12 protein-coding genes and 1 CRISPR repeat array are annotated in these 12,205 nt (G+C 68.6%); of the genes, 5 read left to right on the forward strand and 7 right to left on the reverse strand.

Going from position 1 to position 12,205, the window contains the following annotated elements:
* Positions 1-141: 141 nt before the first annotated feature.
* The 5 genes from cas7i to cas2 are packed head-to-tail and all read left to right on the forward strand — an operon-like array spanning position 142 to position 5,672.
* Entirely contained in the window at positions 142-918 is a 777-nt protein-coding gene (gene cas7i, locus ABGA98_RS45350) for a type I-B CRISPR-associated protein Cas7/Cst2/DevR (RefSeq protein ID WP_347624703.1), read from the forward strand.
* Positions 919-923: 5 nt separating this feature from the next.
* Positions 924-3,941: a CRISPR-associated helicase Cas3' gene (gene cas3 / locus ABGA98_RS45355; protein ID WP_347624693.1), complete on the forward strand. Its 3,018-nt coding sequence runs from the start codon at positions 924-926 to the stop codon at positions 3,939-3,941.
* On the forward strand, positions 3,938-4,429 hold the full coding sequence (gene cas4 / locus ABGA98_RS45360) for a CRISPR-associated protein Cas4 (protein WP_347624694.1): 492 nt from the start codon (positions 3,938-3,940) through the stop codon (positions 4,427-4,429). Before cas3 ends, cas4 begins: the two co-directional genes overlap by 4 nt.
* The gene (cas1b, locus tag ABGA98_RS45365) at positions 4,426-5,406 is read left to right on the forward strand and encodes a type I-B CRISPR-associated endonuclease Cas1b (protein WP_347624695.1); all 981 of its coding nucleotides are present in this window, start codon (positions 4,426-4,428) and stop codon (positions 5,404-5,406) included. The genes cas4 and cas1b overlap by 4 nt, the downstream gene beginning before the upstream one ends.
* A 2-nt stretch (positions 5,407-5,408) precedes the next feature.
* Positions 5,409-5,672, forward strand: coding sequence for a CRISPR-associated endonuclease Cas2 (gene cas2, locus ABGA98_RS45370; RefSeq protein WP_347624696.1), 264 nt, complete (start codon positions 5,409-5,411; stop codon positions 5,670-5,672).
* Between the two features lie 103 nt (positions 5,673-5,775).
* Positions 5,776-6,532: direct repeats of the CRISPR family, unit length 31 nt; unit sequence GGTCGCTCATCACCCCTGGAGGGATCGCAAC.
* Positions 6,533-6,616: 84 nt separating this feature from the next.
* On the opposite strand, the gene ABGA98_RS45375 is transcribed toward cas2, so the two are convergent.
* The 7 genes from ABGA98_RS45375 to ABGA98_RS45405 all read right to left on the reverse strand — a co-directional run.
* Positions 6,617-9,400: a LysM peptidoglycan-binding domain-containing protein gene (locus ABGA98_RS45375; protein ID WP_347624697.1), complete on the reverse strand. Its 2,784-nt coding sequence runs from the start codon at positions 9,398-9,400 to the stop codon at positions 6,617-6,619.
* Positions 9,397-9,807: a pilus assembly protein TadG-related protein gene (locus ABGA98_RS45380; RefSeq protein WP_347624698.1), complete on the reverse strand. Its 411-nt coding sequence runs from the start codon at positions 9,805-9,807 to the stop codon at positions 9,397-9,399. Before ABGA98_RS45380 ends, ABGA98_RS45375 begins: the two co-directional genes overlap by 4 nt.
* Positions 9,804-10,229 (reverse strand): TadE family protein, encoded by a 426-nt coding sequence (locus ABGA98_RS45385; protein ID WP_347624699.1) that lies wholly within the window; start codon positions 10,227-10,229, stop codon positions 9,804-9,806. Before ABGA98_RS45385 ends, ABGA98_RS45380 begins: the two co-directional genes overlap by 4 nt.
* Positions 10,226-10,600, reverse strand: coding sequence for a TadE family protein (locus ABGA98_RS45390; protein ID WP_347624700.1), 375 nt, complete (start codon positions 10,598-10,600; stop codon positions 10,226-10,228). The genes ABGA98_RS45385 and ABGA98_RS45390 overlap by 4 nt, the downstream gene beginning before the upstream one ends.
* Positions 10,597-10,800 (reverse strand): hypothetical protein, encoded by a 204-nt coding sequence (locus tag ABGA98_RS45395; RefSeq protein WP_138198581.1) that lies wholly within the window; start codon positions 10,798-10,800, stop codon positions 10,597-10,599. Before ABGA98_RS45395 ends, ABGA98_RS45390 begins: the two co-directional genes overlap by 4 nt.
* 25 nt (positions 10,801-10,825) lie before the next feature.
* The gene (locus tag ABGA98_RS45400) at positions 10,826-11,692 is read right to left on the reverse strand and encodes a type II secretion system F family protein (protein WP_347624701.1); all 867 of its coding nucleotides are present in this window, start codon (positions 11,690-11,692) and stop codon (positions 10,826-10,828) included.
* Positions 11,689-12,205: type II secretion system F family protein (locus ABGA98_RS45405; RefSeq protein WP_347624702.1), on the reverse strand; the 517-nt coding region annotated here is incomplete at its 5' end. The genes ABGA98_RS45405 and ABGA98_RS45400, both read right to left, overlap by 4 nt.

Consider the following 12,205-nt stretch of genomic DNA (forward strand, 5'->3'; position numbering starts at 1 on the left):
CCGCCTGTTCGCGCACTGGAGGCTCGGCGCACGTCCTGACGGCTGGGCGATGGGAGCCGGATGAGTCGAGAGGTTCAAGTCCGGTTCTGCGAGAGGCCGGGGGTGCGATCCCCCCGGCCTACTCACCACCTGTTCGGCTACATGAAGGCGGGTGCCAAGAGCGCCGATGAGGCGACGACCCTGCGGGACACGCCGTTCATGGTCGGCACGTTCATGTCGGTGGAGCCGGCACGGCCAACTGAGGACTTCGGCGTGATGTCTCGCGGCGTCGAGGACCCGGTGCTGCATGGCCACGAGTTCTACACCGCTGACCTGGCCGCGCCGTTCCTGCTCGACGTACCTCGGGTGGGCACCTTCACCCTGCCCGCTTCCAACGGCAGCGGGAGGGCGAACTACCTGTCGGCCGATGCGGCTCTGAGCGTGGCGCAGGCCGTGAACATGGGCGCCGAAGCGATCACCTTCCGCAGCCATCCCGCGGTTCGGCTGCCGCTGGAGACGCGCAGGGAACGCGTGGCGATGCTGCTGGAGGCACTGGCCGAGCTGACCGGTGGAGCCAAGAAGGCGCTGCACTACGGCGACCGCACCCCGGCACTGGTGGCCGCGCTTCCGATGGCGGGTGGGGTGAACCCTCTGACCTTCGCGATCGATGGTGCCGCGGACGGTACCGGTCTGACGGTGAGCGGCAAGGTGCTGCGCCAGGAACTGCAGGCATGGCAGGGGCAATGGGAGGCACCCGTACGGCTGGGGTGGCGGCCGGGCTTCCAGGAGAGAAGCCGGAAAGAGTTCGAACACGACCTCGCCGATCTGGTCGAGGAGGGGCAGATCGTCATCGACCATCCGCGATCGATGCTGCGCAGCCTGGCGGAGGAAATCCGTACCGGGCAGCATGACGCCTGGTTCGACGACCCGGCCAGGTGAGCCAGATGAGCAGCAGGCCGGGCCCCGTCCAGGCGGTCCGGGTTGAGCTGTACGCGCCGGTCGCCTCCTTTCGGGATCCGATGTTCCCCGGTGTCAGCCGGTGCCTACCGGTGCCACCGCCTTACACCGTTCGTGGCATGCTTGCCGCCGCGACCGGCCGCGCCAGCGAGCCGGTCACGCTGGGGCTGGCTGCATCGGCCGAAGGACGAGACCTCGATGCCGAGACCTACCACCCCATAGCCGCGGACGGTTCCAACCCTGCCGTCGCAGGCAGGGTGGCGGCTGGCAAAGGCGGCATGACCATCCGGGACAGGCCGTTTCTCATCGGCGTCCGCCTGACGATCTGGATCCCCGGTCCCGAGGGAGACCGGATAGCGCAGGCTCTGCGCAGGCCGGTGTGGGGTCTGCGGCTGGGACGTACCCAAGACCTCGTGCACATCGTTTCCATTCGAGAGGTCACATTGCAGCCCACCGAGCGGGCCACGGTGGGGCACGCCCTGGCGCCGGTGGGAGGGCACGAGGCGCCGCTGGCCACCACGTTGAGGCTGGCTGAATCGATCAGTTCCAACCGTGGCCGCACGGAGTACCGCAGCTACCAGTGGTGTTCCGAGCCGGCGGGCGAACATGCCGTTGCAGAGGCGTACCGCGACGAGGACCAGGCGGTCTGGCTGAGCTCGCCGGTCGCCTCGGATGAGGACGGGACGGAGCTGTCCCAAGTGCTGGCCAAGTCCGCCAGCGGGTCAGGACTGGGGCGGCCGGAACTGCTGACCGAGCACAGCCTCGCCGTTCGGGACGCTGCAAGGGCGGTCGCGGGCCGGATCGGCTCTCCCGGCGTGCTTGCCGCCCATCCGCGATTCTGGTCGTGGGCGGAGAGCGCTGCGCTGCTGCACGACGCGGGGAAGGTCGCCGAGGGCTTCCAGCGCCAGCTCCGCCCTGGCGGTGAAAGCTGGGGCGAACGGCATGAGGTCCTTTCGCTCGCCTATGTGGACCTGCTCACCTGCAACCTGGACGGACACGACAGAAAGATGATCGCGGCCGGTGTGGCGTTCCACCACCGGCCGCTCGTCTCACACCGCAGCGGTGACCTACGTTCCATGTATCCCCCAGTAGCGGCGTGGGAGCGTAAGTTCGGCCGCGATCCTGCTCCGGTACTGGGGCGGCCCCGCATACAGGTTCCGGCTGCCCGCCACCGAGAATGGCTGGCCTGGCTCGCGCGTCGGCTTGCTGTTCCCGTCCCCGCGAACGACCGCCGCCTGTGGGAGCTCGCCCGTGATGCCTTCGCCCGGCTGTCTGCCGAGTGGATCAATCCGGTCAGCGAAGAGGAGGGCCTGGTCGCTGTGTTGCTGCAGGGTGCCGTTACCCTCGCGGACCACTCCGGCTCGGCTCACGTACCTCTGCAGACGCACATGCCGCTGCCCCGAAACTTCCTGAGCCGGTTACCGACGCCGTATCCCCACCAGCGGCAGGCAGCAGATACCGCACAACATCTCATCCTGGTGTCGCCCACAGGGAGCGGTAAGACGGAGGCCGGCTTGTCCTGGGCCTCGCGGCAGCTCGATGACATGCCGGCCCAGCCGCGCCTGGTCTGGCTCCTGCCGTACCGGGCCTCCATCGATGCCGCGCGGGATCGCTTCATCGCCAACCTCGACCCCGCCCCCGGCCAGGAGCGGCCGGACATCGGCGTGCTCCACGCCACCGCGGCACGTACGTTGCTGACCCGGGCGATTGCCGACGACTGCACGCCCGGCCCGGCCGACGCTCGCCGTGCCCGGGCCCGAGCCGGCGCGATGCGGCTGTTCAGTCAGCAGGTCAGGGTCGCCACCCCGCACCAACTGTTGCGTGCGGCCATCGCAGGAACCCGCTACTCCAGCGTCCTGCTCGAACAGGCCAATGCCCTGATGGTCCTGGACGAGCTGCATGCTTACGATCCCGCGACGTTCGGCCGGATCTGCGCCTGCATGCGGCTGTGGCAGCAGCTGGGTAGCCGGGTGGCGGTCCTGTCCGCGACCCTTGCCCAACCGATGATCGCGTTGATTCGCGACACTCTCGGCTCGGTCGAGGTACGCCGGGCTTCGACGGGCACGGCGCCCCCGCGTCATCGGCTCACACTGGACGAAGACCCGATCGACTCCGGCCCCAGCATTGAGCGCATCCGCAGGTGGCTGGACGAGGGACAGAGCGTCCTGGTGATCGCTAATACGGTCGCTACGGCGCAGGAGCTCTACACGAGGTTCGACGACCATCCAGACGTGATGTTGCTGCACTCGCGCTTCCGCTCCCAGGACCGGGCCGAGATAGAACGCCGCATCCTCCAGCGCTACCCCGAACGGGAGCCGGGAGAGACCACCCTGCGCGGTGGACTGGTCGTGGCCACCCAAGCCGTGGAGGTTTCGTTGTGCCTGGACTTCGACCGCGGAGTCACTGAACTCGCGCCGATCGAAGCCATCGCCCAGCGAGCCGGGCGCATCAACCGGCGTGGCCGGCACCCCGACGGCCTGGTGGAGTTCCGGGTCCACACCAAGGTCGTTCCCAACCGGCCGTACGACGAGGGCGCACTGGACGCCTCGCTCACCGCACTGACCAGCGCTCCGGGGCCGGAGATCTCGGAAGAGGCCATTGAGACCTGGCTGGACGTCGCCTACTCCACGGCATGGGGCCAGCGCTGGGCCGCCGAGGCCGAGCGTCACCGCGACGAATTCAGCCGGGACTTCCTCACCTTCCCCGACCCGTTCCACGACCGCAGTGAGTTCGCCGCCAAACTCGATGAGGCCTTCGACACCGTCGAGGTGCTGCTCAGCGCGGACCTGGATACGTACCGGACCGAAGCTGAGAAAGATCCACTCCTCGCAGCAGGCCTGCTGATCCCCATCCGCTACATGCAACTCGCAGCTCTCCGCGCCGCAGGGCGGGCGGAATTCGTCAAAGGCGACCTGCGCCTCTGGGTCATCGACGCCGAATACAGTCCCGTCCTCGGACTGGATCTGCAGGTCCAGCCCGCGCCTGTTCCGGAGACCGTTCTGTGAGCGACATCGGCGGGGTCCACATCAAGTACCTGCTGCACTGCCCGCGCCAGCTCTGGCTCTACATGCGTGGCTACCGCCCCGAGCAGCGCAGTGACGCGGTCGCCTACGGCGAAGCTGTGGATGACACCACTTATACGCGCCGACGGGATATCGACCTCGGTGAGGCGAAGATCGACTGGGTCACGACAGGCGCCGTCATCCACGAGACCAAGTCATCCCGAGCGCCCTCGGAACAGCACGAGGCCCAGGTGCGCCACTACTGCCTGCTGCTGGAACGCAGAGGCGTGACCGTCCAGCACGGCATCATCCACTACCCGCTCATTCGCCGTACGGTCACCGTCGCCTGGGACCGGCAGGCCCGCGCCCTCGCCGAAGACACCGAACGGCAGGCCCAGACCGTGATCAGTGCCTCCGACACACCACCCAGGTTGGACCGCCCACGCTGTCGTGGCTGCTCCTACACCGACTACTGCTGGGGAGACTCATGAGCGCCGCCGGCCGGACCTACTGGCTCACCCAGCCTTGTCGCATCCGCCGCGAAGACAACAGCGTACGCATCGAACGGGCCGACCAGACCCCGGTGCGCGTCCCCATCACCGACATCCGCGACCTGATCGCCTTCGACCACGTCGACATCAACACCTCGGCGGTTTCACTACTCAGCCGCCACGGCGTCATGGTTCACATTCTCGACCACTACGGGAACTACGCCGGCGCTATCGCTCCCGCCGAAGACACCAGTTCCGCTCATGTCCTGCGCCGCCAAGTCACCCTCGCCAGCACGGAAGACAAGCGCCTGGAGATCGGCCGCGCGCTCATCGCCACCACAGCGGCCAACGTCCGGTGGGCCATGGACACCGACCTGCTCGACACCCCGCTCGCCCGGCTGGAGGAACAACTCCCCACCTGCCAGACCAGCGAGCAACTCATGGGCGCAGAAGGCAATTACCGCCGTACTGCCTGGGGCGTTCTGGACACCATCCTCCCGCCATGGCTCCGCCTCGAAGGCCGGAGCCGCCGCCCACCTGCCAACGCAGGCAACGCCTTCATCAGTTACGCCAACGCCATCACCTACGCCCGAGTGCTGACCGCACTCCGCTGTACACCCCTGCACCCGGCCCTCGGCTTTCTCCACGCCGACACCGATCGGCGCCGCAACACCCTCGCCCTGGACCTGGCGGAACCCTTCAAACCGCTGTTCGCCGAACGTCTGCTCAAACGCGCCGCCGCTCAGAAGCTCCTGCGTCCCAGCGACTTCGAGTCCGACGTCGGCAACGCTTCCCTCAGCCGGGACGGCCGCAAGAAGGTCTCCGAACTCATCCGCACCGAGCTGGCCACCACCGTCCACCATCGGGCGCTACGCCGGAAAGTCTCCTACGAGGAGCTCATTCACCTCGAAGCTCTCAAACTGGTCCGGCTCTGCCTGGAGGACGCCGCCTACAAGCCGTTCCGGCCCTGGTGGTAACCGTGTTCGTCATCGTCGTCTACGACACCCTCGCCGAACGCAATCCCGCCGTCCTCAGAACCTGCCGGCAATACCTGCACTGGGTGCAGCGGAGCGTCTTCCAAGGCGAACTCTCCACGGCACAGCACCGCAAGTTCGTCAGCGCTATCAAGGCCCAGATCGACCCGAGCTATGACAGCATCCTCATATACCGCACCCAAGGCCCCCACAACATCCAGACCGACCTCATCGGCCAAGCCCTCGGCAACACCGACCCCGTTCTGTGAACCACCCCTTCTGACCTGGGCTTCTGCACTACCGGCGGGTTGCTGCAAAACCCCTCGCTCCGGTGCCATGCAAGGTGTCTCTGACCTGCGGCTTTACTCTCGGGGTCGCTCATCACCCCTGGAGGGATCGCAACGACACGTGCCGGGGGATGGTCTTGTTCACGCGGGGTCGCTCATCACCCCTGGAGGGATCGCAACGGGTCAGCCGGCCGAAGGCGGAGGGGCCCGGCTCCAGGGTCGCTCATCACCCCTGGAGGGATCGCAACCCGCCGTCTACGCCGAACGCGCCGGCGGCACGAGGTCGCTCATCACCCCTGGAGGGATCGCAACAGGCGTCCGCAGGCTTGCGCGGTGGTCAGGTACAAGGTCGCTCATCACCCCTGGAGGGATCGCAACCGCAGGTCGGTGCGGCGGTGGACGTCGATCGGCTTGAGGTCGCTCATCACCCCTGGAGGGATCGCAACTCAAGCCCTTGCCGGGCATCGCGGACGCGTTCGAGGTCGCTCATCACCCCTGGAGGGATCGCAACAAGAGAAGACGTACGCCGAATCCGACGACGGCAAGGTCGCTCATCACCCCTGGAGGGATCGCAACAACTGCTGGAGCGGGAGGCCGGTGATGGAGTCCCGTCGCTTATCACCCCTGGAGGGATCGCAACGTGTAGCCGCCCGGATCGTCTATGAGGCCGTCCGGGCGGGTCGCTTATCACCCCTGGAGGGATCGCAACACGCGGAACGCCTCCGTGAAGGTAGTCACGGGCGAGGTCGCTTATCACCCCTGGAGGGATCGCAACGCCCATCCGGGGACGACCGCGTACACGTCCTCACCGGGTCGCTCATCACCCCTGGAGGGATTCCGTGGATGGCCTTTCGCCTGGGTATTGCGCAGGAGCGAGGACGTATCGCTGGCTACTGAGTGTCACCGTTGCCACGCAGTCCACGGCATTATTGCTGCTGGCCGGGTCCTGATGCGCGTCGTGTGTTGAGTCGTTGTAGGACGGCCTGGGTTTCGGGAGAGGGGGCGACGCCGAGGGCGTTGAGGCGGGCGTCGAGGTGGCGGGCGCGTTGGCGGGCTTCGTCGGTGCGGCCGAGATCGAGGAGGAGGCGGATGGCGGAGCGGGTGGCGCTTTCCATGTCGGGGTCGAGGGCGCAGGCTTGGTCGTAGATTTCCAGGGCTCGTTCGTTGTGGCCTGCGCGTTCGTGGAGGGCGCCGAGTTGGAGGAGAGCCTTGACGCTGGCGATGGTGAGTGGCCAGCGGTGGTCCTGGTCAAGCCAGTCGTAGCGCAGGCCCTGGCCGAGTTGTCCGTGACATAGGGCTGCGGCGGTGTGAAGGGCGGCGCGTTTCGCGTGCTCGTCGGTGGCGGTGCGGGCGTCGGCGAGGGCCTGGTGGTAGGTCCACAGGTCGATGTGGATGTGTTGGGGTTCGATGCGGTAGGTCTTGCCGCTGCGTTCGATGAAGTGGGCCTTCTTGTCGTCCGGAGGGCAGGCGTCGCGCAGGGCGGTGCGCAGGTCCTTGAGGGCGGCGTGGAAGCGGTAGCCGGCCAGCGTTTCCTCGAGGTCGGGCCAGAGGTGGTCGCAGATCTGTTCGCGGCTCAGTCCCTTGGGGTGGAGGGCGAGGAGGACGAAAAGTTCGAGTGCCTTGGTTCGCCGGGACAGGTCCACGGGAGTGCCGTGTATGTCGATAGCGGGTTCGCCGAGGAGCGTGACCCGTACCGGTTGTGGTGTTGTGGACGGCTCGGGAACGGCGAGGTCGGCTGGGTGTTCGGGGTGGTCGACGGGCATGCCGTTGCCGGTTGCGAGCGTGTGGAGCAGCGAGGTCGCCGCCCCTGGCGGTAGGTGGAAAAGCGTCGCGTCGCGGAGTTCTGCGGCCATGGGGCCGGTCGCTTCGGTGATGCGGTGGTTCTGATCGAGCTCGCAGGTGGTTCCTGATGGGGCGTGGCCGGTCAGTACGGAGCCGACTCCGAGGCTGGATGCCATGGTCAGGAGGTTGTCGAGGTACGGGTGGCCGTCGGGGCAGGACGCGGCCAGCAGCAGCGCGGGCAAGGGCTCGCCGGGTTCGGCTTGGCGAAGCTGGTGGATGTCGTCGGCCTCGTAGTCCTGGAGGAGGCCGCGACGGCCGACGAGTTGTTCTTCGAGGTGGTTGAGGGCTTCGTCGAGGGTGGCGGTCAGCTGGAGTTCGGGCAGGTGGGTGGTTAGGGTGGTGATGGTGTCGCCGAACCAGCGTTCGGCGTCCTGAGTGGGGACGAGGACGCTGGCGCGGTAGGCGTCGGCCTGGGTGAGCAGGTCGAGGACGATGGCTCGGACGCAGTCGTCGGCTCCCGGGCCGGTGAGGGCCAGGTTCAGCCCTGACAGGGGAAGGTGCACGGGCTTGTCGTCGCGGGTTCCGGCTTTGAGCGTGACGGGTGGGTCTATCTCGAAGGCCGAACTGACCAGGTCAAGATCGGCTGGTGGTGCCGCCTCTGGTCGGGTGCTTCGGTACGCCTGTTCCAGTGCCCGTACGGCTGAAGGCTGGGGCTCGGGGGCGGGGACGCTGATGGGCTCGTCGATGGCAGGAGTGGTCAGGCGGCGTCTGCGGTGGAGCCGGGTGGCGGCGAGTGCGACGGCGATGCCGGCGGCGAAGGAGAGCGCCATCATCCCGCCCTGGGGGAGGACGACCACCTCGGAAGAGGTCGCTTCCGCGTTGGGCTTCGCGGGTGCGGCCGGAGGGCGTGGCGAGAAGGTCTCGGTGGTAGGCGCGGTTTCGCCCCGGGAGGGCTGGTGGGGCTCCGGCTCGGTGATGAGGCGCGACGAGGAGGCCCAGAAGTGTGGCGGCTCGTTCGTGGGGGCTTGGTGATGCGGCTTGGTGGTGAGCCGGGGGAGGGTACGGCGCAGGACCGGCTTTGCTCTTCGGGCGTCGCGCCCCCGCTTGGGCAGGACGAGACGCCATCCTGGTTCCAGTACGTCGGGGTCGGTCAGCCGCAGCCCTCCAGGCTGTGGGCGTCCCTTGTTGAGCTTGAAGATCTTCTTGTAGCGGCTGCCTTTGCCGAGATGCTGCTTGGAGATGCCCCACAGCGTCTCGCCGGAGGCGACGGTATGCGTCCGTGCGCGCTCGGGCTTTCTGGCGTCGGCGGGCAGGCGCAGGGTGCTGCCGGGTTCGAGCCACTCACCGCGGGTGAAGGGGCTGCCGTCGTCCATGGTGCGGCCCTGGTTCAGGGCGATGATGTCGCGGTAGCGCATCGGATCGCCGAGCTGCTTGTCGGCGATGGTCCACAGGGTGTCCCGCTGCTGGACGACGTAGGTGACGTAGGGCTTCTCGGCGACGCTGCCGGCCGGTTCCACGGTTGCCGCGTGTTCGGGCAGTTCCGTGGAGGTGGCGGCGACCGCTGCGGCTGGGATCAGGGCGCGGGGCGCGGCGATGGGGGCGGTCGCGGCGACGGTGATGGTGGTGATCAGGTACGCGGCCAGTCGCTGGAAAGGCAGGCGTACGTGGTTGCGCCGGGCACGGACCGTGCCCACCAGCTCCACCGCCACGGCGAGGGCGAACAGCGCCCAGCAGGTCCACACGGTGGCCAGCAGGAGGGTCTTGATGACGACGGGCTCGCCTGGTGTGGCCAGGTCATCGAGCGTGGGCAGGGCGACAGGCCAGAAGAAGATCAGCAGGATGGCGGGGATCCCGGCCAGCAGGGCGATGAGTGCCGTGCCGGCGGTGGCTCTGGCGAGCAGTGGATGACGCAGCCCGTACATCGTCATGGTTGTCCTCGTTCGATGCCGTGGAACATCCGCGCGGCGGCGGAGGCTGTGGCGGTAACGGTGTCGATGCCGATCAGGGAGAGCAGGAAGGTGGGCCGGGACACGGTGACGGTGACCCGGACCTGGTTGCCGGTCGTGGAGACGGCGCCGGCGTGGCCGGCTGCGGACAGGTAGGCGCGGGCCGCGGCGGAAGCTCGGGCGGGGTCGGTCTCGAACTGGCCGCTGGCGTAGGCGCGTGCGGTGTCCAGCTGTCCGGCTCCGGCTCGGGCGGCTTCCTCGGCCGCGGCGTACGCCTCCCGGTAGGCGCGGATCTTGGCGCCGCCGTCCACCATGAGGCCCGCGCACATCAGCAGGGCGAACGCGATCACTGCGGTGAACACCGTGACCGAACCCCGTTCGCCGTTCACGGCTGGTCTCCGCGGGCTCGGTAGAGGTCGATCGGGCTGGTGAAGCGGCTGGTGAGGTTCTTGGTACCGGGGATTCCCGGTACGGCGAGGTCGGCCAGCTGCACCTCGCAGGAGACCTGGGCGACCACGGTCGCGGGCCTGCCGAGCGGGGCCGACAGGCCGGTGGTGTCCACAGCCACCGACGGCGCGCAGGCCAGCCCTTCGCGGGCGAGCGCCGCCCGTGCGCTGCTCAAGGCGGCTGATCGCGCGGTGGCCGGGTCGCGGGCGATGGAGGCCTGGCGGGCGGCGTCCCGGGCGGCGGCTTCGATGGCGCTGTGGGCGAAGGAGACGCGGCCCAGCCCGATGACCATCACCAGCAGCGCGATCAGCGCCGGTGCGATGATCGCCATCTCCAGGGCGATGGACCCGCGCTCGTGGGTCATCCGGTGGTCCATTTCTCGATGGGGGCGCGGGCGATTTGGGTCACGGGGAGCGTGAGCAGGGGGACCAGGCTGATGGCCTGTCCGCTGACCGACACTTCTAGGGTGTCCGTGTCGCGGGTGATGGCGACGTCGGGGTGGGTGAGGAAGGAACCGCCGGCCTGGCGGATGAAGCGTTCGGCGCTCGCCTGCCCTGCCGACAGGGTGGAGCCGTGGGCGCGGCCGGCGCGTAGTCCTTCCTGGGCGGCGGCCATGGCGAGGGTTCTGGCGTGGAACCACAGTGCGGTGTTCATGGCGAGCATGACGAGCAGGAGCACCGCCGGATAGACCAGGGCGGCCTCCAGCGTCGCCGATCCGCGCTCGCGTTCGCTCATTTGATTTTGGCGAGCTGTTCGTTGACGACGGAGGTGATCTTCGTGCCGACGGTGATGGCCAGCAGGAAGACCACGGCCGCGATGATCACCCATTCGACGGTCGACGCGCCGCGTTCGGGGTCCAGGCCGCGTCGTACGGCACAGCGGTTGATCAGCAGCTCCAGCCGTACGGCGATCGCGAGCGCGCGGTTACGGATCATTGGTCGGATACCTCCGGGAGAGCGGTCAGCCGCCGGTCATCCGCGCGAAGGCGGGATAGCCGAGCAGCAGCAGGAACCCGAGGACCGACAGGGCCATCGGGACGGTCATGGTCTCGGTACGGGACCGGGCCTTGGAAACCTCGGCCGACAGGTCCGCCTCGCGCAGGGACTGGGCCTTGGCCATCAGGGTGTCGAGAATGCTCGCTCCTCGGGTGCCGGCGAGCTGGGCGATGGCGGCCATGTCCGCCAGCTCCGGGACGTCGACCTCCTTGGACAGGCGGGTGAGTTCGTCCCACGCGCTGCCGGTTCCTCTCCGTCCAGGGTCGAGAGCCTGGGCCAGCCGCTGGAAGGTCCACCCGTGGCCGACCTTCGCCGCGGACTCCAGCGCCTCGGCCGGTCCTGCCCCTGCGGCCCGGGCAAGCGCGACCAGGTCGAGGTAGGCGACGATGGCCTGCCGGAACGCCGCGCGCGCCTCGGCGGCCTGGCCGCGGATGGCGGCGTCAGGGGCGAAGAACACGGCGACGCCGAACGCCAGGCACGCCGCCCAGGAGACGGGCCAGGGCAGGACGACATCGAGCAGTGCGCACCACGCCCAGAACACGAACGGTCCGGCCGCACCCAAGGCGATCATCAACGCCTTCTGGGCGAGGTAGTCGTGGGACGTCTTGCCGAGCAGGGCCAGATCCGCGTGCGGAACCCTCGCGCCGACCAGCGTTCCCGAAAGTTTCGTGACCAGCCGTGATTTCCAGTCCTGGGCGGGCTCAGCCCGTGCGCCCGGCCGCAGGCGTTCCATCGCGGGCGCGAGCGCCGGAGGGGCCGGGAAGGCGGTGGACAGGGCGAGAGCGGCTCCGAGGCCGCTGACCGCGCCGCAGGCCAGCACGATCTCGATCATGTACGCTCCCCTGCGGCGTTGAGGAAACGGTGCCCCTTCGGCGCCTTGGCCAGGCGGTGCAGCCAGGTGAACGCGCCCGCGTACAGGCCGATCACGACGGCGAGCACCAGCTGCCCGCCGACCGTGCCGAACGGAGCCACGTAGGTGGTGTTGAGCAGGGCGAAGGTCGTGTATCCAAGGAGGGCGCCGACGACCCAGCGGGCGGTGACGCGGTGGGTGGCGCGTTCAGCGTTGATCTCCCGGCGGGCGGCGACGTCTTTGGCGACCGTACGGGCCAGGCGTTGCAACACCTCACGCAGCCCTTGACCGCGAGCCCGGCAGGCCAGGATCAGCGCGGCGGCGATCATGTCGCCGGTAGGGTCGGCCAGATCGTCGGCGAACGCCCTCAGCGCCTGCTCGGTGGGGGTGCGATAAGTGAGCCGCCGGGCCAGTGCCCGCACCTCGGTGGCGATCGGCGCGGGTGGGTGGTCGGCGCTGGAACGCAGCGCTTCTTCGATGCCCGCGCTGCCGCCG

The organism is Nonomuraea sp. B1E8 (assembly GCF_039871515.1).
Classification (GTDB): domain Bacteria; phylum Actinomycetota; class Actinomycetes; order Streptosporangiales; family Streptosporangiaceae; genus Nonomuraea.

Bases quoted from the DNA above. Each gene is read 5' to 3' on its own strand.
- cas7i (WP_347624703.1), top strand. From the start codon at position 142: ATGAAGGCGGGTGCCAAGAGCGCCGATGAGGCGACGACCCTGCGGGAC.
- cas3 (WP_347624693.1), top strand. From the start codon at position 924: ATGAGCAGCAGGCCGGGCCCCGTCCAGGCGGTCCGGGTTGAGCTGTAC.
- cas1b (WP_347624695.1), top strand. From the start codon at position 4,426: ATGAGCGCCGCCGGCCGGACCTACTGGCTCACCCAGCCTTGTCGCATC.
- ABGA98_RS45375 (WP_347624697.1), bottom strand. From the start codon at position 9,400: ATGACGATGTACGGGCTGCGTCATCCACTGCTCGCCAGAGCCACCGCC.
- ABGA98_RS45385 (WP_347624699.1), bottom strand. From the start codon at position 10,229: ATGACCCACGAGCGCGGGTCCATCGCCCTGGAGATGGCGATCATCGCA.
- ABGA98_RS45390 (WP_347624700.1), bottom strand. From the start codon at position 10,600: ATGAGCGAACGCGAGCGCGGATCGGCGACGCTGGAGGCCGCCCTGGTC.
- ABGA98_RS45395 (WP_138198581.1), bottom strand. From the start codon at position 10,800: ATGATCCGTAACCGCGCGCTCGCGATCGCCGTACGGCTGGAGCTGCTG.
- ABGA98_RS45400 (WP_347624701.1), bottom strand. From the start codon at position 11,692: ATGATCGAGATCGTGCTGGCCTGCGGCGCGGTCAGCGGCCTCGGAGCC.